This window comes from Pseudoalteromonas sp. J2K-J599 (assembly GCF_059295115.2).
Window position 1 is genome coordinate 3,428,962 of the sequence record NZ_CM200271.1, and the last position, 21,460, is coordinate 3,450,421.

General features: G+C 40.0%; 25 protein-coding genes. 4 read left to right on the top strand and 21 right to left on the bottom strand.

Annotated features, from left to right (window positions below; translation table 11 throughout):
- Positions 1 to 36 precede the first annotated feature (36 nt).
- The 15 genes from miaA to rpsJ all read right to left on the bottom strand — a co-directional run bounded on the left by miaA (position 37) and on the right by rpsJ (position 10,353).
- Complete coding sequence (gene miaA, locus AC5NT5_RS15465) at positions 37 to 954, bottom strand: tRNA (adenosine(37)-N6)-dimethylallyltransferase MiaA (RefSeq protein WP_182712015.1); 918 nt, start codon at positions 952 to 954, stop codon at positions 37 to 39.
- A gap of 10 nt (positions 955 to 964) precedes the next feature.
- Positions 965 to 2,812, bottom strand: coding sequence for a DNA mismatch repair endonuclease MutL (gene mutL, locus AC5NT5_RS15470; protein ID WP_494513838.1), 1,848 nt, complete (start codon positions 2,810 to 2,812; stop codon positions 965 to 967).
- 36 nt (positions 2,813 to 2,848) lie between these two features.
- Positions 2,849 to 4,189, bottom strand: coding sequence for an N-acetylmuramoyl-L-alanine amidase (locus AC5NT5_RS15475; protein ID WP_182675614.1), 1,341 nt, complete (start codon positions 4,187 to 4,189; stop codon positions 2,849 to 2,851).
- Positions 4,190 to 4,216: 27 nt separating this feature from the next.
- The gene (gene tsaE / locus AC5NT5_RS15480; protein WP_002957887.1) at positions 4,217 to 4,684 is read right to left on the bottom strand and encodes a tRNA (adenosine(37)-N6)-threonylcarbamoyltransferase complex ATPase subunit type 1 TsaE; all 468 of its coding nucleotides are present in this window, start codon (positions 4,682 to 4,684) and stop codon (positions 4,217 to 4,219) included.
- 705 nt (positions 4,685 to 5,389) lie between these two features.
- On the bottom strand, positions 5,390 to 5,647 hold the full coding sequence (gene rpsQ, locus AC5NT5_RS15485) for a 30S ribosomal protein S17 (RefSeq protein WP_002957888.1): 258 nt from the start codon (positions 5,645 to 5,647) through the stop codon (positions 5,390 to 5,392).
- Positions 5,647 to 5,838, bottom strand: a complete 192-nt coding sequence (gene rpmC, locus AC5NT5_RS15490; RefSeq protein ID WP_002957889.1) for a 50S ribosomal protein L29 — start codon at positions 5,836 to 5,838, stop codon at positions 5,647 to 5,649. Before rpmC ends, rpsQ begins: the two co-directional genes overlap by 1 nt.
- The gene (rplP, locus tag AC5NT5_RS15495) at positions 5,838 to 6,251 is read right to left on the bottom strand and encodes a 50S ribosomal protein L16 (protein ID WP_002957890.1); all 414 of its coding nucleotides are present in this window, start codon (positions 6,249 to 6,251) and stop codon (positions 5,838 to 5,840) included. The genes rpmC and rplP overlap by 1 nt, the downstream gene beginning before the upstream one ends.
- A 12-nt stretch (positions 6,252 to 6,263) precedes the next feature.
- Positions 6,264 to 6,965, bottom strand: a complete 702-nt coding sequence (rpsC, locus tag AC5NT5_RS15500) for a 30S ribosomal protein S3 (protein WP_002957891.1) — start codon at positions 6,963 to 6,965, stop codon at positions 6,264 to 6,266.
- Positions 6,966 to 6,976: 11 nt separating this feature from the next.
- Positions 6,977 to 7,309, bottom strand: coding sequence for a 50S ribosomal protein L22 (rplV, locus tag AC5NT5_RS15505; RefSeq protein WP_002957892.1), 333 nt, complete (start codon positions 7,307 to 7,309; stop codon positions 6,977 to 6,979).
- Positions 7,310 to 7,322: 13 nt separating this feature from the next.
- The gene (rpsS, locus tag AC5NT5_RS15510; RefSeq protein WP_004588689.1) at positions 7,323 to 7,601 is read right to left on the bottom strand and encodes a 30S ribosomal protein S19; all 279 of its coding nucleotides are present in this window, start codon (positions 7,599 to 7,601) and stop codon (positions 7,323 to 7,325) included.
- Between the two features lie 15 nt (positions 7,602 to 7,616).
- Positions 7,617 to 8,441 carry a 50S ribosomal protein L2 gene (gene rplB, locus AC5NT5_RS15515; RefSeq protein WP_002957895.1) on the bottom strand — a complete coding sequence of 275 codons (825 nt, stop codon included), beginning with the start codon at positions 8,439 to 8,441 and terminating at the stop codon, positions 7,617 to 7,619.
- A 15-nt stretch (positions 8,442 to 8,456) separates the two neighbouring features.
- A complete protein-coding gene (rplW, locus tag AC5NT5_RS15520; RefSeq protein WP_002957896.1) occupies positions 8,457 to 8,759 on the bottom strand; it encodes a 50S ribosomal protein L23 in 303 nt (100 codons plus the stop codon).
- The gene (gene rplD / locus AC5NT5_RS15525; RefSeq protein ID WP_002957897.1) at positions 8,756 to 9,361 is read right to left on the bottom strand and encodes a 50S ribosomal protein L4; all 606 of its coding nucleotides are present in this window, start codon (positions 9,359 to 9,361) and stop codon (positions 8,756 to 8,758) included. The genes rplW and rplD overlap by 4 nt, the downstream gene beginning before the upstream one ends.
- 17 nt (positions 9,362 to 9,378) lie before the next feature.
- Positions 9,379 to 10,014 (bottom strand): 50S ribosomal protein L3, encoded by a 636-nt coding sequence (gene rplC, locus AC5NT5_RS15530; RefSeq protein ID WP_002957898.1) that lies wholly within the window; start codon positions 10,012 to 10,014, stop codon positions 9,379 to 9,381.
- A gap of 27 nt (positions 10,015 to 10,041) precedes the next feature.
- Positions 10,042 to 10,353 (bottom strand): 30S ribosomal protein S10, encoded by a 312-nt coding sequence (gene rpsJ / locus AC5NT5_RS15535; protein WP_002957900.1) that lies wholly within the window; start codon positions 10,351 to 10,353, stop codon positions 10,042 to 10,044.
- A 417-nt stretch (positions 10,354 to 10,770) separates the two neighbouring features.
- Between rpsJ and plsB the strand changes: the two genes are divergently transcribed.
- Positions 10,771 to 13,209 carry a glycerol-3-phosphate 1-O-acyltransferase PlsB gene (gene plsB, locus AC5NT5_RS15540; RefSeq protein WP_039489010.1) on the top strand — a complete coding sequence of 813 codons (2,439 nt, stop codon included), beginning with the start codon at positions 10,771 to 10,773 and terminating at the stop codon, positions 13,207 to 13,209.
- A gap of 20 nt (positions 13,210 to 13,229) precedes the next feature.
- On the opposite strand, the gene tesB is transcribed toward plsB, so the two are convergent.
- On the bottom strand, positions 13,230 to 14,087 hold the full coding sequence (tesB, locus tag AC5NT5_RS15545; protein ID WP_002957902.1) for an acyl-CoA thioesterase II: 858 nt from the start codon (positions 14,085 to 14,087) through the stop codon (positions 13,230 to 13,232).
- A 77-nt stretch (positions 14,088 to 14,164) separates the two neighbouring features.
- Here tesB and AC5NT5_RS15550 point away from each other — a divergent pair, with 77 nt between their 5' ends.
- Both AC5NT5_RS15550 and AC5NT5_RS15555 read left to right on the top strand, forming a co-directional pair.
- Positions 14,165 to 14,623 carry an EVE domain-containing protein gene (locus AC5NT5_RS15550; protein ID WP_188161970.1) on the top strand — a complete coding sequence of 153 codons (459 nt, stop codon included), beginning with the start codon at positions 14,165 to 14,167 and terminating at the stop codon, positions 14,621 to 14,623.
- 69 nt (positions 14,624 to 14,692) lie between these two features.
- A complete protein-coding gene (locus AC5NT5_RS15555) occupies positions 14,693 to 15,727 on the top strand; it encodes a cytosolic protein (RefSeq protein ID WP_494513837.1) in 1,035 nt (344 codons plus the stop codon).
- 36 nt (positions 15,728 to 15,763) lie between these two features.
- Here AC5NT5_RS15555 and AC5NT5_RS15560 read toward each other — a convergent pair whose 3' ends face one another.
- Positions 15,764 to 15,961, bottom strand: coding sequence for a PLDc N-terminal domain-containing protein (locus AC5NT5_RS15560; protein WP_002957905.1), 198 nt, complete (start codon positions 15,959 to 15,961; stop codon positions 15,764 to 15,766).
- Complete coding sequence (locus AC5NT5_RS15565; protein ID WP_024597278.1) at positions 15,961 to 17,028, bottom strand: potassium channel family protein; 1,068 nt, start codon at positions 17,026 to 17,028, stop codon at positions 15,961 to 15,963. The genes AC5NT5_RS15560 and AC5NT5_RS15565 overlap by 1 nt, the downstream gene beginning before the upstream one ends.
- A 169-nt stretch (positions 17,029 to 17,197) precedes the next feature.
- On the opposite strand from AC5NT5_RS15565, the gene AC5NT5_RS15570 reads away from it, so the two are divergent.
- The gene (locus tag AC5NT5_RS15570; RefSeq protein ID WP_494513836.1) at positions 17,198 to 18,508 is read left to right on the top strand and encodes a short-chain fatty acid transporter; all 1,311 of its coding nucleotides are present in this window, start codon (positions 17,198 to 17,200) and stop codon (positions 18,506 to 18,508) included.
- 48 nt (positions 18,509 to 18,556) lie between these two features.
- On the opposite strand, the gene AC5NT5_RS15575 is transcribed toward AC5NT5_RS15570, so the two are convergent.
- The 3 genes from AC5NT5_RS15575 to AC5NT5_RS15585 all read right to left on the bottom strand — a co-directional run bounded on the left by AC5NT5_RS15575 (position 18,557) and on the right by AC5NT5_RS15585 (position 21,360).
- Positions 18,557 to 20,692, bottom strand: coding sequence for a peptidase domain-containing ABC transporter (locus tag AC5NT5_RS15575; RefSeq protein ID WP_494513835.1), 2,136 nt, complete (start codon positions 20,690 to 20,692; stop codon positions 18,557 to 18,559).
- Between the two features lie 280 nt (positions 20,693 to 20,972).
- The gene (locus AC5NT5_RS15580; RefSeq protein WP_259397798.1) at positions 20,973 to 21,098 is read right to left on the bottom strand and encodes a hypothetical protein; all 126 of its coding nucleotides are present in this window, start codon (positions 21,096 to 21,098) and stop codon (positions 20,973 to 20,975) included.
- 64 nt (positions 21,099 to 21,162) lie between these two features.
- Positions 21,163 to 21,360: a hypothetical protein gene (locus AC5NT5_RS15585; RefSeq protein WP_182673034.1), complete on the bottom strand. Its 198-nt coding sequence runs from the start codon at positions 21,358 to 21,360 to the stop codon at positions 21,163 to 21,165.
- Between the last annotated feature and the right edge of the window lie 100 nt (positions 21,361 to 21,460).

Here is a 21,460-nt window from a genome sequence, read left to right on the forward strand (position 1 = left end):
TGAACTTATTTGATAAAAAACAATATTCAACTACTACTAGCTTAGCGAACTTACTACACGATGCAAGTTTTCTTCGTCGCCTGTTGTTAACCAAGTAACATCAGGCCAACTACGAAGCCACGTTAACTGCCGTTTTGCCAGCTGACGTGTTGCTGCGATGCCACGAAAAACCATTTCATCATGGTTTGTTTCACCCGCAAGGTAATCCCACATTTGTCTATAACCAACACAACGAATAGAAGGCATATTGGGGTGTAAATCCTTACGTAGATATAGGGTCGAAACTTCATTTTCAAACCCCTGATCAATCATTATTTTAAACCTTTCTTCAATTCGGCGGTGTAATTCACTGCGTTCTTGCGGTGCAATCGCAAATTGATGAAAAGTATAAGGTAAAGCCGGCTGTTTTTGCATTTGCAACTCAGTCATGGTCTTACCAGTTAACCTGTAAACCTCTAAAGCCCGATTAATTCTTTGTGAATCATTTTCACTTATTTTTTCGGCTGCTTTTGGGTCAACTTTAACTAATTCTTTATATAAATGAGGCCAGCCAAATTCTTTAGCTTGCGCTTCTAACTCTGCTCTTATCTCTGTATCTGCTTCAGGTAATGGCGATAAACCATCAATTAAAGATTTGAAGTACAGCATTGTACCTCCAACCAATACAGGCACTTTACCTTTTCTGTGAAATTCGTCAATTTTTTGCACTGCATCGCGCCTAAAATCTGCAACTGAATACGTTTCACTCGGGTCAAGTAGATCAATTAAATGATGCGGAGCTTTGGCTAATTCTTCGGCATCAGGTTTTGCTGTACCAATGTCCATACCTTTATACACTAGCGCTGAATCTACGCTGATTATTTCTGTATTTAAATGCTCGCACAGCGAGATTGCCAATGCTGTTTTACCTGCTGCAGTTGGACCCATTAAAAATATAACTGGTAAATTACTCAACACTGATACCTTAATCTAATTGCGTTAAATAGTGATTTAGCTCTATTTTAACTGCTTTTTTACGCAAGCGTTCAATAGTTTGTGGATTATTTTGTAAGCGCATTTGTTGCGCTAAAAATACATTGCTTAAATAAAATCGGGTCGGCACGCATTTCATTTGCCATTCTAACCAATTCTCTATATTTTCAAGTTTTGCTTTACACGCATCAAGTAGCTCACCTACCGCTGCACTTACGTCAAGTAAATATAAACACGCTGGCAATTTTTTAACTATTACAAATTGTTTTTCTATTACAAGTTCAAAACCAAGTAAGGTAAACCACGATTGCTGGGATTCTATAAGTAAGCAATCTTCTTTTTCTAAGTTTACTCGCACTGGTAACAAAAGGGCTTTCCCTTCTAAACTTCCGAACTCTTTAATTTGATTATGCCAATCATCAACTAATGCATATTTAAAATGTGAGCAATACAATTGCTGCTCTTCACTAAAGACACACACTCCTTCACTAACACTTATAATAGAAACAGCTTTTAAGACATTATCAACAGATACTGACTGGTATTGTGCAGCAGATATATTGGCTGCATTATCAAAATGTGCGGCGTGTTGCTCACTCACTCCTTGATAAAACGCATTTACGTCATGATGGCTCGTGCTTGGTGTAGCACGGTATGTACCGCCAACACTTCTAGTACCTGAGGACGAACTTGAGCTACCAGCACTTCCAGAGTAAGACGGCTGTAATTGCGATTTAGGGTAATCAAACACTCCTTCGCTTTCTATATTATTAGCACTGCTATGCGTTGACTCAATGAACGCTGGCGTGAATTCTGCTTCTGTACTCGCTGATTCGTTAGTGAATTCGCCTTGCAATGGCACGACTACCTGCTTAATAGCTTGCAATATAAAATCATGAATTAACCGCCCTTGATGAAAACGCACTTCATGCTTAGCAGGGTGAACATTTACATCAACCTGTCGTGGGTCAATATCAATATAAATGACAAAACCGGGTAATTCTTGTGTTCCACTTACTTCTTCAAATGCCTGGCGTATAGCATGCAAAATAAGCTTATCGCGCATCATGCGATTATTCACATAAGTGTACTGAGTAGTATTCGCTGAGCCTACAGGCAGCACCCAACCATGCAACTGTAAACCGCCTTCTCCTGATTGAATATGCAAACCTTGCTCGGCAAAGGCCTTGCCTGCAACTTGTGCTACGCGTGTTATAGCCTGAGAGGGAGCAGTTTTGGCACGATACTGCCTTACTACTTTTTCGTTGTGAGTTAGTGTAATAGAGACATCAAAGCGACTAAGCGCAATACGCTTTATCAACTCATCAATATGGCTAAACTCAGTTTTTTCGGTGCGTAAAAATTTACGACGTGCTGGAGTATTAAAAAATAAATCTTTTACTTCAATGGTTGTGCCATCGGGATGCGCTACAGGTTTTACTTGAACGGCCATGTCGCGGCCTTCTGCAAAAGCTTGCCAAGCTGCTTCTTGCTCTTTAGGTTTTGAGCTCAGCGTTAAACGCGACACAGAACTAATTGACGCAAGTGCTTCCCCTCTAAAGCCAAGTGAGCAAATGTTTTCAAGGTCATCAAGTGATTTTAATTTACTTGTAGCGTGGCGAGAAAGTGCGAGTGTTAGCTCATCTTTACTTATCCCTGCGCCATTATCACGAATACGAATAAGTTTGTGGCCGCCGCGCTCAATATCAATTTGAATACGCGTTGCGCCAGCATCTAAGCTATTTTCAACAAGCTCTTTTACTACCGACGCTGGGCGCTCAACCACTTCGCCTGCGGCAATTTGGTTGGCTAAACGCGCGGGTAATATTTCAATATTCATGAGACTTCCTAGCAAACATTGCGCTAATAATAATGACTAACTTTGAGGTATATCGAGCTCTTGCCCAATAAATAAGGTATTAGAACTAAGCTTATTAACTTGTTTTAATTTATTGACTGTAACGCCATAGCGACTCGCTAACATACTTAAAGATTCACCGGGGCGTACTTTATGCTTTGTTGGATATTGCGACTTTAATTTAGCAAATAAAGAATCATCCGGCGGATTTTTCAAATAATAATTTTTAATTGAAGTAAATATAGCTTTAGCTAAACGCTCTTGATGATTAGGACTTTTAAGTAGCTTTTCTTCTCGCGGGTTAGATATAAACCCTGTTTCTACCAAAATAGATGGAATATCTGGTGATTTTAGTACTGCAAGGCTCGCATGCTGGGGATCTTTTTTATGCAGTTTGGCAACCTTACGAAGCTCTTTAACCACTTCGTCAGCTACATTTAAGCCAGTTTTCATTGAGTGGTCCATCGACATATCAAGCAACGCTTGTGCTAGATATTTTTCATTGGCGGCATCTTTCATTACATCAGCAGCGCCACCTAAAAGCTCGGAGTGTTTTTCTTTATCTTCTATCCATTTACCTATTTCTGAATTAGCACGTCTTAATGATAAAACCCACACAGAGGCACCATTTGGCCCAGGGCTTGTAAATGCATCAGCATGAATAGAAACAAAAAAATCTGCCTTTTTTTCACGGGCCCGATTAGTACGGGTATTTAATTTTACAAAATAGTCACCGCTTCGTACCATGCGCGAAATCATGCCACGTTCGCCATCAATCATGCGCTCTAAACGCTTCGCAATTTGCAGTGTAACTGTTTTTTCGTAGGTGCCTGATGGCCCAATTGAACCAGGGTCTTCGCCGCCATGCCCCGCATCAATCGCAATAACAATGTCGCGCTCTTGGCTTAGTTGACGGTTTTTAGCGGCTGTTTGAGCGGGAGAAACTGTAGTAGCTTGGCTTTTATTGTATAAATCAACAACGAGTCTATTTTTATAAGGGCCTGTAGGTGCGAGGGCAAATACCACTGGCTTTATTGGCGCACTTAATTCAAATACTAAACGTACGCTTTGTTTATTTTTAGGTTTTGAGTAACGTAATTTGCTTACTATTTGATGTTTCGGGGGCACACCTGGCAATGTTTTTAACTCGCTAGTATTTTCTAAATCAATCACTAGGCGGCTAGGGTTTTTAAGCATGAAATAGCTAAAGTCGGGCTTATCATTTAAATCAAATACCACGCGCGTACTATCTGGAGACGGCCATACACGCACACTATTGATTGTGTTTTTAGCCCATAACGGCAAGCTTATGGTGATAACCATAAGATAAATAAAAAGTTTAACTACACCTCGGCTCATTGGATAATTACTGCCTTAACTATATTATTATTGATTATTTAGTTTTTCGACAATTGCTATACCGCGCTCACTCGCACTATTTATAACAATTTTACGTTCGTTACCCACATAGCTTAGAGTAATATCTAAATCAGGCACAGGAATAAATTCACCACCCTTTTCAGGCCATTCAACAACACAAATTGCGTCTGCTGAGAAATAATCGCGTATTCCCATGTATTCGAGTTCTTCAGGATCACCTAAGCGGTATAAGTCAAAATGATAAACATTTGCACGCTCAAGCTCATAAGGTTCTACTAGTGTATAGGTCGGGCTTTTAACCTTGCCTGTATGGCCAAAGCCTTGCACTACACCTCGTGTAAACGTTGTTTTACCAGCACCTAAATCACCATGTAAATAAATAACCGCACCTTGCTCTATAATATCAGCAACGCGATTACCCATTGCAACCGTGGCAATCTCATCAGTTAAATGAAATTCAAAACTACGCGTCATTATTACCTCAAAAATTCATTCAAAAGCGCATATTTGCTAATCATACCAGAATATTCATTTAAGGCGATAAATTGAGGTTTTAGACATAAAAAAACCAGACAAGCGAATGATTAAAGTTATATTTGAATATCTATTTTCGATACCTTAAAACTGTAACATTGAAATAAAGTAAGAGAAAAGTAACGCTACGGCTGAGATGCCTATAGCAAGTATTAAAGTTACTGAGATATGTAAGCTTATAATCTAACTTTTGTGATTAACCCACTAGTTCTGATACCAAAAATATATAACAACAAAGGAGTTGATGACACAAACCAGAATAACTACCCTACATGCTTTTGTATTTCTGATAAAAAGATAATACCAACTAACTTAACGTCTTTAGTTTTAATAGTTTTCATAGTTGTCATAGTTTTCATAGTTTTCATAGTTTTCATAAAATAATACCAATTCGCTTAATTAAGTGATCTATTTTGAGGCTGGAAAAACGTGTTGATAGGTAGGCAGAAATTCGCTATTTAGTTGTTCTAAATGAGCATTTTTTAACGCAGGTAGCGACACGTTTAGCCCCGCAAAATGATTAAGTATTATTGCGGATTGGTATAAGTCCTAAATGTGTAAACACGTTTCAGGACAAGGCAGTTCCAGAAAACAAAAAGCCCCGGCTAATGCCAGGGCTTTTTTACAAAACTAACTTAATTAAAATTAAGCTTGTTTTGGACTAGAAATAACGTCTACTAAAGTCCAAGATTTATTCTTAGAAATTGGTGCGCATTCACGGATAGTAACTACGTCACCCGCTTTTGCTGTGTTATTTTCGTCATGTACGTGTAACTTAGTCGTACGTTTAATGAATTTCCCATAGATTGGGTGCTTCACATAACGTGCGATAGCGATAGTGAAAGATTTTTCCATCTTGTCGCTGATTACACGGCCTTGAAGAGTACGAATTTTATCGCTCATTATTGACCTGCCTTCTGGTTAATAACTGTTTTTACACGCGCGATATCGCGGCGTACTGTTCTTAGCGTGTGTGTCTGAGCTAACTGACCAGTGCTAGCTTGCATGCGCATATTAAATTGCTCACGAAGTAGTCCTAGAAGTTCAGCATTAAGCTCTTCTACGCTTTTATCTTTTAGTTCGCTAGCTTTCATCACATTACCGTCCGAGTTACGAAAGTTGTTTTGAATGGCAGTTTACGAGCAGCAAGGTCAAACGCTTCACGAGCAAGCTCTTCTGAAACACCTTCCATTTCGTAAAGTACTTTACCAGGCTGAATTTCAGCAACCCAATATTCAACAGAACCTTTACCTTTACCCATACGAACTTCAAGAGGTTTTTCTGTAATCGGTTTGTCAGGGAAGACACGAATCCAGATTTTACCTTGACGTTTCACGTGACGCGTCATAGCACGACGAGCTGCTTCGATTTGACGAGCAGTCATACGGCCACGGCCAGTTGCTTTCAATCCGAAAGTACCGAAGCTTACTTTGTTACCGTTTTGCGCTAAACCGCGGTTGCGGCCTTTGTGCATTTTACGGAATTTTGTACGTTTTGGCTGTAACATTACTCGCTACCTCTACTTAGCACTTTTCTTGGCTTTCTTTGGTGCGCGTTTAGCTGGCTTCTCTTGCTCTTGTACTAGTGGTAAACCACCAATAACTTCGCCTTTGAAGATCCAAACTTTAACACCAATGATACCATAAGTGGTTAAGGCTTCAGAAGTTGCGTAATCGATATCAGCACGAAGAGTATGTAGAGGTACACGACCTTCACGATACCATTCTGAACGTGCGATTTCAGCGCCGCCAAGACGACCGCTAACTTCAACTTTAATCCCTTTAGAACCGATGCGCATTGCATTTTGTACCGAACGCTTCATAGCGCGACGGAACATAACACGACGTTCTAGTTGAGAGGCAATGCCGTCTGCTACTAGTTGTGCATCTAGTTCTGGTTTACGTACTTCAGAGATATTAATCTGAGCAGGTACACCAGCGATTTTAGTTACCGCTTGACGTAATTTTTCTACGTCTTCGCCTTTTTTACCGATAACAACACCCGGACGAGCCGTGTGAATTGTTACTCGGATTGATTTTGCTGGACGCTCAATAACGATTTTAGACACAGAAGCCGTTTTTAATTCCTTAGTAAGGAATGTACGAACTTTGTGATCGCCAAAAAGCTGTGCAGAGAAATCTTTTGAACTCGCGTACCAGGTAGAAACCCAAGGTTTAGATATACCTAGGCGAATACCAGTAGGATGAACTTTTTGTCCCATTACTTATACTCCTAGCTATCTGAAACCATAACAGTGATATGGCTTGTACGCTTAAGGATGCGATCTGCGCGTCCTTTAGCACGAGGCATAATACGTTTCATTGTAGGACCATCGTCCACAAAGATCGTTGTTATACGAAGCTCATCAATGTCAGCACCTTCGTTATGCTCTGCGTTAGCAATAGCAGACTCAAGTACTTTCTTAACTAATACAGCCGCTTTCTTAGGGCTGTACGCCAGGATTTCTAGTGCGCGATCTACAGGTAACCCGCGGATCTGATCTGCAACTAGACGTGCTTTTTGCGCCGAACCAGAGGCGAATTTATGTTTAGCTAATGCTTGCATTTATCTTCCCCTCTTATCGTTTCTTCGCTTTCTTATCCGCAGCATGGCCACGGTAAGTGCGAGTTGGTGCAAATTCACCTAGTTTGTGACCGATCATTTCGTCAGAAACGAAAACTGGTACGTGCTGGCGACCATTATGGACAGCAATGGTCAATCCGATCATGTTAGGTATGATCATTGAACGACGGCTCCAAGTTTTAATTGGCTTTTTCTCACCGCTTTCCAAAGCTTTCTCTACCTTCTTCAGCAAGTGTAGGTCTATAAAAGGACCCTTCTTGAGAGAGCGTGGCATGGCTATTCCTCAATATTACTTAGTACGACGACGTACTATAAATTTATCCGTACGCTTGTTCTTACGCGTCTTCGCACCTTTAGTCGGTTTACCCCATGGAGACACAGGATGACGACCACCAGATGTACGACCTTCACCACCACCGTGTGGGTGATCTACCGGGTTCATGGCAACACCACGAACTGTCGGACGAATACCACGCCAGCGATTTGCACCTGCTTTACCAAGTGAACGAAGCATATGCTCAGCATTGCCTACTTCACCTAGAGTCGCACGACAATCAGATTCAACTTTACGAACTTCGCCTGAACGAAGACGTAATGTTACATACTGACCATCACGAGCAAGGATTTGAACGTATGCACCAGCAGAACGTGCGATTTGAGCACCTTTACCTGGTTTTAATTCTACGTTGTGAACAGTCGAACCTACAGGCATATTACGCATTGGTAATGCATTACCAGGTTTGATTGGTGCATCAACACCAGACTGGATTGCATCGCCAGCTTTTAAGCCTTTTGGTGCGATAATGTAACGACGCTCACCGTCTGCATATAATACAAGAGCGATGTTTGCGCTACGATTTGGATCGTATTCTAAACGTTCAACAGTGGCTGGAATGCCATCTTTAGTACGTTTAAAATCGATTAAACGGTAATGTTGTTTATGACCACCACCGATATGACGAACCGTAATACGACCATTGTTATTACGACCACCTGATTTAGAGTTTTTCTCTAAAAGTGGTGCGTATGGCTTACCCTTATGTAGATCAGAGTTAACCACTTTAACTAGGTGACGACGGCCCGCAGAAGTAGGCTTACACTTTTGAAGTGCCATAATTCTATCCCCTTATTACTCGGCGCCGCCGACAAAGTCTAGCTCGCTGCCTTCTTTAAGAGTAACGTAAGCTTTTTTCCAGTCGCTACGACGACCGAAACGTGCGCCAGTACGTTTTGTTTTACCCTTAACGTTAAGTGTGCGAACACCCGTTACTTCTACTTCAAAAAGCTTCTCAACTGCTACTTTAATTTCAGCTTTAGTTGCGTCATTTACTACTTTAAAAACAATAGTATTGTTTTCTTCAGCAGCAATTGTGCTTTTTTCAGAGATATGTGGAGCAAGGATCACTTTTAAAAGACGTTCTTCGCGAATCATGCTAGCGCCTCCTCAAGTTGCTTAACAGCAGCGGCTGTAATAAGTACCTTATCGAAAGCAATTAAGCTTACAGGATCGATACCAGCTACATCACGTGTGTCAACCTTATAAAGGTTACGTGCCGATAAGAAAAGATTTTCATCTACTTCTTCAGTCACGATAAGAACATCTTTAAGCTCAAGTTCTTTAAGCTTAGCAACTAGTTCTTTAGTTTTTGGTGCTGCTAGAGCAAAACTTTCAACAACGATTAAACGCTCTTGACGAACTAATTCAGATAAGATGCTTTTAATCGCACCACGGTACATTTTACGGTTTACTTTTTGGCTGTGGTCTTGTGGTTTAGCTGCAAAGCTAACGCCACCTGAACGCCAAATTGGGCTACGGATTGTACCGGCACGTGCACGGCCAGTACCTTTTTGAGCCCATGGTTTTTTACCACCACCGCTTACTTCAGAACGTGTCTTCTGAGCACGAGTACCTTGACGAGCACCTGCTGCGTATGCAACAACTACTTGGTGTACTAATGCTTCGTTAAACTCACGTCCAAAAGTAGCTTCAGAAACTTCAAGACCGCCAGAAGCGTCTTTAATTGCTAATTCCATCACTAAATCTCCAGGACTTATGCTTTAACAGCTGGTTTAACGATAACGTCACCGCCAATAGCTCCAGGTACTGCACCCTTAACTAAAAGCAAATTACGCTCAGCGTCAACGCGAACTAGTTCTAAGTTTTGAGTCGTTACACGCTCAGCACCCATATGACCGGCCATTTTCTTACCTTTAAACACCTTACCAGGTGATTGGTTTTGACCGATTGAACCAGGAGCACGGTGAGATAGAGAGTTACCATGTGTCGCGTCTTGCATGCTGAAATTCCAGCGCTTAACACCACCTTGGAAACCTTTACCTTTAGAAGTACCGGTTACGTCAACCTTGTTGATTTCGTTGAATAATTCAACAGTAAGCTCAGCGCCTACTTCAAAATCGCCTTCACCACCGTTAAGGCGGAATTCCCACAGACCGCGACCCGCTTCAACACCAGCTTTAGCGAAATGACCCGCTTTAGCTTTGTTTACACGACTTGCTTTTTTAGTGCCTGCGGTTACTTGAAGCGCGTTATAACCGTCTGTTGCGTCAGATTTGATCTGAGCAATGCGGTTAGGTGTCGCTTCAATAACTGTCACAGGGATAGATACACCATCTTCAGTGAAGATTCGTGTCATACCCACTTTACGACCGACTAGACCTAATGCCATTTTCCTAAAACCTCTCTAATCTTTCGATTAACCCAGGCTGATTTGAACATCAACACCAGCAGCAAGATCTAAACGCATAAGCGCGTCTACAGTCTTGTCAGTTGGTTCTACGATGTCTATCAGACGTTTATGGGTGCGGATCTCGTACTGATCACGCGCATCTTTATTAACGTGCGGTGAAGTTAGTACAGTAAAACGTTCAAAGCGTGTAGGTAGTGGGATTGGACCACGTACTTGTGCGCCAGTGCGTTTCGCAGTTTCCACGATTTCTGCCGTTGATTGGTCAATCAAACGGTGGTCAAAAGCTTTTAGGCGAATACGAATGCGTTGATTTGACATTCTTAACCTCAATATAAAGAGCATATAAAAGAGCATAAAAAAACGACCGAAACAATCTTAAAACTTAAGATGTCGGCTGTTTGATTATATCTACGTTGAGTTCCAAATCGGAACTCCTGTTTATTAGCTTGAAATCCAAGCTTAATTTATCCTTTCTAATTCCCAGAGGAATTTTGAAAGCCTGCGTATTATAGAGGTATTGGTGATAAATGCAACAACTATTTAGAAACAATGTAATGAATACTAATTTGATTAAATATGCGTCCATACATGTTCAATAGCTATACTTGAACTAATGCTTTTGATGCTAGTCAACAAACAACTAAACATCTTAATTGCGCAAACTAAGGGATTTTTAGATATTATGGTATCCTGTTGCGCTAATTTTGCCCTTAATACTCTCAATATGGTGAGTCGATGCGTATTTTTAATTATTGTTTAAATGTTATGTCTGCTGGATTTAGTCGCTTATTTGTGAAAAGCAAAGTGCTGCCAGAAAATCCTATTAAACAGTATGATCTAAACCCTGAGTACCCTACATTTTACATAGTGCGTTTAAATTCACGTTTTGATTTAGCCGCGCTGGCACATGTTTGTAAAAAGAATGGCCTACCTAGCCCAACAGAAGAGCAAGTGCTAGGGACTCAAAATTTAGACCGTTTTATTGGTATTAAAAATCCTCCACCGTTATTTGGTGATGAAGCAAAACCAACCAATGCTTTAGCCCAAGGCAAGCAAATTATTGAGTACTTAATAAAAAGCGGTCAGCAAAACGTACAAGTGGTGCCTGTTACTATTTTATGGGGGCGCGATCCAGGTAAAGAAAAGCCAGGACTACGTACTTTAATTACACACTCTCTTACTCCAAGCTGGTTTAGAAAGTTTTTTGTGGTGTTATTTTCAGGGCGCGATAACTTTATTCGCTTTAGCCAACCACTCGACTTATCACTTTTAGTCAATGAAAAAGCCGACGTAAGTGAGTTACCTCATAAATTATTACGCGTAGCGCGTGTTCACTTTAAGCGCCAAAAGCTAGCTGCTACAGGCCCTAAAATGCCATCTCGTGAGCAATTGTTTAATTCATTATTAGCGTCACCTACTATAAAAAAAGCAATTCAAGATGAAGCTAACGCTAAAAACATTAGCCAAACAGAAGCTCGTCAAAATGCACTTAAGCTACTTGATGAAATAGCCGCTAATTACTCTGAAGCAATGATACGTGTGGCCGAAAGGTTTTTAACTTGGTTATGGAATAAGCTTTATAATGGTATTGATATTAAACACGCCGAACAAATTCATGAACTAACAGATAAAGGCCATGAAATAATTTATATGCCTTGTCATCGCAGCCATATGGATTACTTACTGCTTACTTACTCTATTTATCATTTAGGTTTAGTACCTCCGCATATAGCTGCAGGTATAAATCTTAACTTTTTCCCTGCCGGAGGCATATTTAGACGCTCTGGTGCGTTTTTTATTCGTCGCTCGTTTGCAGGTAATAAACTTTATTCTGCCATATTCAAAGAGTATTTAAGCCAACTGTTTATTAAAGGTTACTCTGTTAAGTTTTACACGGAGGGCGGTCGAAGCCGAACTGGACGCTTACTGCCGCCTAAAACGGGCATGCTATCTATGACATTACAAGCAATGCTACGCGGAATAGACAGACCAATATCTATTGTACCTGTGTACATTGGCTACGAGCACGTCATGGAAATTAATACCTACCTTAAAGAGCTGGATGGTAAAGATAAAAAAGGCGAATCTATATTTGGTATTTTTAAGGCAATCAAAAACCTTAAAAACTACGGTCGTGGTAATTTAAACTTTGGCGATCCAATCTCTATTAACCAATACTTAAACGATAACCAACCTGATTGGCGTGATTCAATACACCCAACTGACGTGCAAAAGCCACAATGGTTAGCACCACAAGTAACTAAACTTGCCGACCAAGTAATGGTTAAAATTAATAATGCAGCGGCGCTTAATGCGGTTAACTTACTAGCGATGATATTGCTGGTTAATGATAAGCAAGCATTGAGTAAACCAAAGCTATTAGCTCAGCTTGATTTTTATCTGCGCTTACAGCGTGATGCCAGCTACAGTAACAAAGTAACTACACCAGACGAAACTCCAGAGCAATTACTAACGCATGCATTAAAGCTTAATAAGTTTGAAGTTATCAGTGATGAGTTTGGCGAAATCATTACGATAAGCGATAAAGAAAAAGTACTGTTTAATTACTACCGAAACAATATTTTGCACTTGTTTGCAGTACCAAGCTTAATTGCACTACATCTATTTAAACAACACAGCACTACGATTGCTCAATGCCAGCAACTTGTAAAAACATTTTATCCGCTATTTGCTAAAGAGTGGTATTTACAGCCTCTTGATGAAAACTATATAACGCGTATTTTAGCTAATTTTGCCGATCAAAATTTAATTGAGTTTGATGGCGATAACATTCATATAACGAACAGTAATGACTGCCTAGCTAAGCTTGAAATGCTTGGACGAGCACTTAGCTTTACTCTACAACGTTACGCTATTGTAATTGGTTTTATTCAAACAAGTGATGGCATTGAAAAAGCAGAACTTGAAAGAGAAAGCCAAGTACTCGCACAACGTTTAGGTACACTGCACGGCATAAAAACACCTGAGTTTTTTGACAAAAAAGTACTTGTTAGTTTTATCGAAAACTTACGTGGCGAGTCATTAATAACAGAGGGTGATAAGGGCTTAGTAGGTAGCACACAACTATGTGAAACCTATGCACACCTTAAAACATTACTGCCAGCACGCGTTTGGCAGTCAATCAGCGATATAGTACAAGATCAGTGTAACTAGCAATGCATTTACAGAAGGGGTTAGCGTTGACGCATAACCCCTTCTTGCATTGTTGAGGCAACCAAGTTGCCTTGGCGATCAAAAAACTGCCCCCGTACCAAACCACACCCATTACTCGCACTTGGACTATCAATTGAATACAAAATCCAATCATCCATTCTAAATGGACGATGAAACCACATTGCATGATCAATCGTAGCTACTTGCATATTTGGCTGCATAAACGATACACCATGAGGTTGTAATGCAGTTGGTAAAAACTCAAAATCAGACGCATACGCTAATAAGTAATTATGGATACGCTGATCGTCCGGCATTTCACCATTAGCTTTAAACCAAATATGCTTTACCGGCTCCATAACTTCTGGTTTAAACGGGTTATGAAAAGTAACCGGTCGCATTTCAATTGGCATTTCACGGGTAAACTTATTACGGATAACCTCTGGGATATGTGAAGCGTTATCTTGGTAAAACTCAAGCGATGAACGTAATTCTTCAGGTGCGGGAACATCAGGCATTGTCGCTTGATGCGATAACCCATTTTCTTCACCCTGAAATGACGCGGTCATATAAAAAATAGGTTTACCGTACTGAATTGCTTTGACTCGGCGCGTACTAAAGCTCTTTCCATCACGAATAGTTTCAACGTCATAAACAATGGGTTTAGCCGGATCGCCTGGGCGTAAAAAGTAAGAATGTAATGAATGAACTATTCGCCCTTCAGGTAGAGTTTCTTTGGCAGCAGAAAGCGCCTGCCCCATTACTTGACCACCAAATACAGCACCAAAGCCTAAATCTTGGCTTTGTCCTCGATATAAACCTTGCTCAATTTCTTCAAGTGTTAACAACGACAATAAATCATCTAATACTTGGCTCATTATTTCTTCCTCATTACCCTAGTGTCCAAATGATACTATACAATAGTGGGAAGTAAATATTTGTTAGGAATACTGTTATGGCTTACTGGCTATTTAAAACTGAACCCGATGCGTTTTCATTAGATGACTTAAAAAACGCACCAAAACAAACGACTCTTTGGGAAGGTGTGCGTAATTACCAAGCACGAAATTTTATGCGTGACGACGTCAAAGTCGGTGATTCAGTAATGATTTATCATTCAAGCTGCAAACACGTGGGCGTAGCCGGCATTGCCGAGGTTACCAAAGAAGCCTACCCAGACCCCACTCAATTTGATTTAAGCAGCGACTATTACGATGCAAAAGCCACCAGCGACAAACCACGTTGGGTTGTTGTTGAGGTTACTTATCAAAGCCATTTAAAAAAATTAATTAGCCTTAAAGATATTAAAGCCAATGACAATATTACTGAAATCGCACTTAAAAAGGGCGGACGACTATCAATAATGCCTGTTACTAAAAATGACTGGGATGAAATAATCAAAATGACGCAGTAATATCCTATCGGTTTGACCTAATTTCATTGAGTTTGATATGATCTATATTGACTTATAGCTGGAGGATTAATGAAATTACTGTATTGGTTAGATGAATGGTTAACTCTCCCGCGCAATGAGCAACAAACTCGATTACCCATGACGGGTAATGATTTACTCGGCGATGTATTTGTTAAGTATGATTTTGTTGACGTTAATAAACCCCTGCTTTTTACCTTCTCCCCTGCTGGCACCAACGTGCAAGAGCAAGATCTTCACCCTGATTTTGCACCATGGGGTTATCACTTAGCTCAAAAACAAAACGTAAACGTAATCGCTTTTCAGCATTTAGGTAAAAGTAATTGGTTTCGTAATCGTAATTTAATCTTTTTTCTCGAGCAATTATCAACATTACTTACGCCGTTTAATTGTCGACTTGGCTATGGTTTAAGTCGTGGCGGATTTGCTGTTGGCGCTTTTGCTAAACTATTAAAACTAAACCAAGTGTTGTTCTTCCATCCGGTAAGTACTAAAAATAAAGAATTAGTACCGTGGGATGACCGCTCTAGTACCGATATAGCTCAGCAGTTTGATTGGCAGCAAGATTATCACGATCTAGATTTAGGAGATGCCCAAGGCTATATTATTTACGATCCTACTAATCGTATAGACCGAATGCACGCTAAGCGCTATAAGCAGTTAACTCACTTACGAGTATTTGGTATGGGACATGGCACGCATGCCACATATTTGAATAAGTTTGGATTTTATAAGCAAGTAGCCGTAGATTTTATCCAGCACCAGCGAATTGATATTGCGCAATTTCGTCTGCAAACTAAAACCTTACGCTTTAAAGAGGATTATTACAAAAGCCTTAATAAAGCGAATGTAAACTCAGCTCACCGTCAAACACTATTAAGCAAAGCTCATAATATTTTGATTGATGAAAAAGAAGTTCACGTACAGGAACATCAGGCAAAAATTGATATTCAGCCATTAATAGATGTTGCCCTTAAGCATCAAGATGAGCATCCTAATGATGCCATTCAGTTATTAGAAGTTGCTCAACAACTTGTACCTGACGATCCTTTAATTGAGCATAAAATTAAGCAACTAGAAGAGTAACAACGCCAGTAAAAGCGGCTGTAAAGGCCAACTACTCTATTTGGCCTTTTTCTTTTTGTGCCCATACTTGGGCACAATGGCAAAGTACATCATTAACCCTAACCAAGAAAATATAATTATTCCCATTAGCCAGCCATTCTTTTCATGACCCTGTGTACGCTTACTGTTGAGTACAATAACGACAGGTAATATATAAGCACTTAAAACAACAATTAAAAATACAACTTCATTCATTATTTTTCTAGGCTCGACCAGTCTACTTCACTACTTAATACTCGATCTACCGATATATAGTGCAAAATATCGCCTTCACTTACTTTGTAATCTAATGGTGGGTTTAAATCCATATTTTGCGCACTTAAATTATGAGCAACACCCAACAGTATTGCATCATGCTCAAGCTTAAAATGATGAAACAAAGTACCAAACTCCATATCTTTGCAGCCGCTTGGTATTTTCAAACTAAATTGTGTATCGCCGTGCAAAGTAGATAGCAGCTCCTCTTGCACACGGCTCGAACCTGGATCTTGCATTGAGCGTACGAGTATCTCAGCTGATTTTGCACTACTACACTCTACATTTTGGCAATGCTCTAACATCATCTCAACTTTGGTTTCATCTAAAAAGTGAGCGCTTATATGGCAATCATCTTTTACTAAGCGACTAATGCGCAGGGCTGTTGTAAATGTCTGATCGTCATCTTGACCATCAATAATCACCTTATCAGCACTACGAATAGCAACCCGCTCTAGCTCAGCTAAATTAGTGAAGCTCGTTAAACGTGCAAAATCAACGCTTTCGTTAGCTAAAAAAGGATGATCCATTTGCTCTGTTACCGCGAGTAATATACGACGGTCAGTACGTTTCGTATCTGCCAAAATGTAATCAATCATCTTTTTTGTACGAGTGTCGTGCCAACCAAAAATAATAATATGGTGGTTACTGTGAGCAAAGTTTTTATCACCAGTCATAGCGCGCCTAATTAAGTAAGTAACAGTTTGTCCTGCTTTTCCTAGCAAAACACCAAATAAAGCTAAACCAAATGGAATTTGTATTAATGCAACCACCCAACGACCAAGATCAGTAGTTGGGCTAAAGTCACCATATCCCACTGTTGATGTTGTTACTGTGTAATAGTAAAAAAAGGTAGTAAGCGAGGTTAACGCTTTCTCATTCGCTATAAATAGTAAGCTCCATGTTAATAGCATATGAGTCAAAATAGCTAATGCCACTGCTTGCCAACTCAACTGATCTATATGAGCGCGAACAAGTAACGCTAGCCTTTTAAATATCACCGGCATAATACAAAGTCTTCGTTAGTAAATTATCTATAAACAGTACGTTACTGTAAGCGATGCTTTTAAGCAATGTTTAAGCTTTTAACCGCAAATATTAGACTAAATGCTGTTTGCCAATGGTGATTTTTCATGATTAATTAGCGTTAAAATAATAACCAAAACAGTTGTGCTTATGCTTAATAAAATAGCCCGCCCTTTTACTAAAATTGTAGAGCGTTATCTTCCCGACCCTTTTATATTTGTAATTTTACTTACAATAATTACCCTTGTCAGTGCGAGCTTATTTACAACCGCAACTAATATTGAAGTATTACAAGCGTGGGGAGGTGGGTTTTGGAACTTATTAAGTTTTGCTATGCAAATGCTACTAGTGTTAATTACAGGCTATATGTTGGCAAGTACGCCACCTATAAGTAAGTTATTAGAAAAACTAGCAACATTTGCAAGCACCGCCCCCAAAGCAATTATATTGGTAACGCTTATTTCGCTTTTAGCGAGCTGGATAAATTGGGGATTTGGCTTAGTTATTGGTGCCCTTTTTGCCAAAGCAATTGCTAAACATACTCGTGTTGATTATCGATTATTAGTAGCCAGCGCTTACTCAGGTTTTGTTGTATGGCATGGCGGATTAGCGGGTTCGATTCCTTTAACTATCGCAACCGATGGTCACTTTTCAGAGGCCAGCATTGGTATTATTAGTACAGAGCACACTTTATTTGCGGGCTTTAATATAGCCATATTAGTTGGTTTATTCATTATTATGCCGCTCGTTAATCGCTATATGCTGCCAAGCGAGCAAGAAAGCGTATATATCGACCCAGCTCTTTTACAAGAGACAACACCTAAGCCCACAACAATAACCAGACCTGCCCGACATTTGGAACAAAGTAAACTACTCGGTATGACAATTGGCTTATTAGGTTTGGCATATTTAGGCTATTACTTCTTTATTACTGGCGGAAACTTAAACCTTAATAGCGTTATTGCCGTATTTTTGTTTTTAGCTATTACGCTGCATCAAACACCCCATAATTTACTTAACAGTCTGCAACAAGCAATTCCAAGCGGGGCTGGCATTGTTATTCAATTTCCTTTTTATGCTGGCATTATGGCGGTAATGGTTGATAGCGGATTAGCACAACAGATATCACGTGGCTTTATTGCCGTTGCAGATGCTGATAGCTTGCCATTTTTTAGTTTTATAAGTGCAGGACTCGTTAATATGTTTGTACCCTCTGGCGGCGGCCAATGGGCAGTACAAGCGCCTATTGTTATACCCGCAGCACAAGAGCTAGGTGCCGATATATCTCGCGTTGCAATGGCTGTTGCATGGGGTGATGCGTGGACTAACCTAATTCAACCTTTTTGGGCATTACCCGTCCTTGCTATCGCAGGCTTAAAAGCAAAAGATATTATGGGGTTTTGTGTTGTGCAGCTATTTGTAACTGGGGTTTTTATATCGCTGGTATTGAGCTTTTATTAACTGCAAGCATTGTGCAAAGGCGTGCAATATACGCACGCCTTCATTGCTTTAAGCACTCTCACCTTGCTGACCTAAGTCCACTAATTCACCTGCATTTAAATGATAGACTTTGCCAGCCATATTAATAGTTTCTTGGCGATGAGCAATCATAATCCGTGTGATGGGTAAGTGCTGAATTTGTTCACTTATTTTGGCTTCGTTGCCTTTGTCTAAATGACTAGTCGCTTCATCCATAAACAACAAGCAGGGCGATTGATACAACGCTCGCGCTAATAATAGCCGCTGTACCTGCCCGCCCGATAAGTTTGATCCCATATCACCTACTAATGAGTTATAACCCATAGTCATTTTAGTAATATCATCATGAATAGCCGCATGTCGGGCACATTGCTCTATTTTTAAGTAATTGGGCTGTGGGTCAAAAAAGCTGATGTTATCAGCGATTGAGCCAGCTAACAATGTGTCATCCTGCATTACTGCAGCTATTTGTTTGCGATAGTTTTTAAGGCCAAGCTGGGTGATATCTTTACCATCCAGCAGCACTTTACCCGAGGTCGGCTGTAATAACCCCAGCATAATTTTCATTAGCGTAGTTTTACCCGCGCCAGATGGCCCTGTAATCGCAATCGAGTCACCGGTATTCAGCGTTAAATTAACATTATTTAAAATAGGCGCTTGCTCTTCACTGTAACTAAAGCAAATATTCTCAAGGGTAAGCTGACCTTTTGCTTTACCTTCGTCATCACCTGTATATGCCATTTCACCGTCACGATTAGCTTCTTGTTTCGTGAGTGCTATATCTGCAATACGGTCTAAGTGTAAGCGCATCATTTTGAATTGAATAATTTGCTCAATTAAGTTGGCAAAGCGGCTGGTTAACTGGTTTTTATAAGCAATAAACGCCAGTACCATACCAACAGACAAGCTATTGCTCATAACTAGCAATGCAGCAAAGTAAATCACCAATACATTTTCAAGGCCAAATAACAGTTTATTAAATGAATCAAAGCTAATGTTTAAACGCCCTAAACGGATTTCACTATTAATGACTTCAGCATAACGGTTTTGCCAAATACCTTGGCGCTGCGATTCATTACCAAACAATTTTATAGTTTGCATACCCCGAATATTTTCTAAAAAGTTCGATTGCTCTTTGGCAGATGATTGAATCATTTCTTCGGTGGCTTGATGTAGTGGACGATACAGCGCTAAACGTACTAAGGTGTAAAGCACAATTGCACCTACAACTATTGCAGTGAGCTTTAGCGAATAAATTAGCATCATAATCAATACGGTAATAGCCATCACGCCATCGACCAGTGTTTCTACAAACCCCGTGGTAATACGCTCACGTATTTGCGCTAATGAGCCAAAGCGCGACACAATATCGCCGACATGGCGCGACTCAAAATAATTCATCGGTAGCCGCAATAAGTGCCGGAGTAAGTTCACACCCATTTGCATATTCAAAAGGCTGGAAAGACGTAAAATTAGCCAACTTCGTACCGCATTAGTCACCACCGAAATAATAGCAATCAGCGCAAAACCCATAGCAAGCACCGTTAATAACGATTCATCAAAACTAATGAGTACTTCATCCACCACCCACTGCATATAATAAGGGGTCATCAAGGCAAACAACTGTAATACAAGTGATAATGCTATCAGTTTTAGTAATCCCGCCTTTAAGCCCTTCATGGTGCTCCAAAGTTGGGTAAACTTCATCTGCGCTTTTTCTTGTTTAGCTTCAAACTTACTCGTTGGCGTGAGCTCTAAACAAATACCGGTAAAGTGCTTACTGAATTCATCACTATTTAAACTGCGTTTACCCACAGCAGGGTCATTAATTGCAAACTTACCTGAAGATCCTTTACCAGAGACTTTGGTCAATACCACAAAATGATTCATATCCCAATGCAATATACACGGCGTTTGCAGTTTATGAACTTCATCAAGCGGGCATTGTAATGCACGACTGGCGAGCCCCAAGTTATCACCCAACTCAATCAGCTGTTGTAAGTTCATCCCCTTTAAATTAGCCGAAAAGCGCTTGCGCATGGCAGGCATATCCAACTGATGGCCGTGATAACACGCCACCATAGCCATAGAAGCAAGGCCGCATTCAGCTATTTCGGATTGGAGAATGAGGGGTATGCTATTTTTCAGGCTAAAGTTTAAATCCAAAACACTATCCTAAGTTAAATCACGAATTGAGCAGCTAAGCTATAATGGAAACAACTTCACTATTTGATACATTAAATTAGCTAAAAACACACATAAGATAATAAAAACAATAGTACTAATACTTTTATTCTTTTCAATCTGCTTTTCTAATGCTAAGAATATACAAGTAAATATAAATATCAGATAGTTATCACTTGAATTTTTGATGAAAATGAAAAACACACTCAAAACAAATGTTATTAATGCGATTGATTTCATTTCTGCCTTACTTCTGAAAACATTAGATTAGCATTCCTACAAATATACCCGCAGATAACCCTATAAAAAAACCTGACACAAAAAAGCTATTACTAGTACCTACTTTATTTACCCAATCACCTTTAGTGTTTTTCCATCTATGATTCATACTGTTCGCTCCATTTTATTCTATAAAATTAGAGAGCATGAGCTTACATGCCCTCTATTATTGACTAATTTTCCATGATGTATGAGGCAGTCAGAGATACACTAACGGCAATCATACCTATCCCAAACCATACAGGAGCAGTTGCTCCTGCTGCTAAAACTCCGACGCCTATTGCAATAATACCTAGGTTGCCACCCACTGCTGTGCTTTGATCAACTCCACCATTCACTTCTTGAATTTCATTTACGTTTAATTCGCGCATAATGTTATACTCCATAAATCCGACACTTTTTAGTTAAGTCGTCGGGTTGTTAATATGCTCTACCTTACAATTAAGGTGAGCGGTTAATAGGCTGGCTTTA

Bases quoted from the DNA above. Each gene is read 5' to 3' on its own strand.
- AC5NT5_RS15550 (WP_188161970.1), top strand. From the start codon at position 14,165: ATGGCTTACTGGCTATTTAAAACTGAACCCGATGCGTTTTCATTAGAT.
- mutL (WP_494513838.1), bottom strand. From the start codon at position 2,812: ATGAATATTGAAATATTACCCGCGCGTTTAGCCAACCAAATTGCCGCA.
- rplC (WP_002957898.1), bottom strand. From the start codon at position 10,014: ATGGCATTAGGTCTAGTCGGTCGTAAAGTGGGTATGACACGAATCTTC.
- AC5NT5_RS15570 (WP_494513836.1), top strand. From the start codon at position 17,198: ATGCTTAATAAAATAGCCCGCCCTTTTACTAAAATTGTAGAGCGTTAT.
- rpsJ (WP_002957900.1), bottom strand. From the start codon at position 10,353: ATGTCAAATCAACGCATTCGTATTCGCCTAAAAGCTTTTGACCACCGT.
- AC5NT5_RS15560 (WP_002957905.1), bottom strand. From the start codon at position 15,961: ATGAATGAAGTTGTATTTTTAATTGTTGTTTTAAGTGCTTATATATTA.
- rplB (WP_002957895.1), bottom strand. From the start codon at position 8,441: ATGGCACTTCAAAAGTGTAAGCCTACTTCTGCGGGCCGTCGTCACCTA.
- rpsC (WP_002957891.1), bottom strand. From the start codon at position 6,965: ATGGGACAAAAAGTTCATCCTACTGGTATTCGCCTAGGTATATCTAAA.
- tesB (WP_002957902.1), bottom strand. From the start codon at position 14,087: ATGAGCCAAGTATTAGATGATTTATTGTCGTTGTTAACACTTGAAGAA.
- AC5NT5_RS15580 (WP_259397798.1), bottom strand. From the start codon at position 21,098: ATGAATCATAGATGGAAAAACACTAAAGGTGATTGGGTAAATAAAGTA.
- AC5NT5_RS15585 (WP_182673034.1), bottom strand. From the start codon at position 21,360: ATGCGCGAATTAAACGTAAATGAAATTCAAGAAGTGAATGGTGGAGTT.
- rplW (WP_002957896.1), bottom strand. From the start codon at position 8,759: ATGATTCGCGAAGAACGTCTTTTAAAAGTGATCCTTGCTCCACATATC.
- rpsS (WP_004588689.1), bottom strand. From the start codon at position 7,601: ATGCCACGCTCTCTCAAGAAGGGTCCTTTTATAGACCTACACTTGCTG.
- rpmC (WP_002957889.1), bottom strand. From the start codon at position 5,838: ATGAAAGCTAGCGAACTAAAAGATAAAAGCGTAGAAGAGCTTAATGCT.
- AC5NT5_RS15555 (WP_494513837.1), top strand. From the start codon at position 14,693: ATGAAATTACTGTATTGGTTAGATGAATGGTTAACTCTCCCGCGCAAT.
- AC5NT5_RS15475 (WP_182675614.1), bottom strand. From the start codon at position 4,189: ATGAGCCGAGGTGTAGTTAAACTTTTTATTTATCTTATGGTTATCACC.
- tsaE (WP_002957887.1), bottom strand. From the start codon at position 4,684: ATGACGCGTAGTTTTGAATTTCATTTAACTGATGAGATTGCCACGGTT.
- rplV (WP_002957892.1), bottom strand. From the start codon at position 7,309: ATGCAAGCATTAGCTAAACATAAATTCGCCTCTGGTTCGGCGCAAAAA.
- plsB (WP_039489010.1), top strand. From the start codon at position 10,771: ATGCGTATTTTTAATTATTGTTTAAATGTTATGTCTGCTGGATTTAGT.
- rplP (WP_002957890.1), bottom strand. From the start codon at position 6,251: ATGTTACAGCCAAAACGTACAAAATTCCGTAAAATGCACAAAGGCCGC.
- AC5NT5_RS15565 (WP_024597278.1), bottom strand. From the start codon at position 17,028: ATGCCGGTGATATTTAAAAGGCTAGCGTTACTTGTTCGCGCTCATATA.
- rpsQ (WP_002957888.1), bottom strand. From the start codon at position 5,647: ATGAGCGATAAAATTCGTACTCTTCAAGGCCGTGTAATCAGCGACAAG.
- rplD (WP_002957897.1), bottom strand. From the start codon at position 9,361: ATGGAATTAGCAATTAAAGACGCTTCTGGCGGTCTTGAAGTTTCTGAA.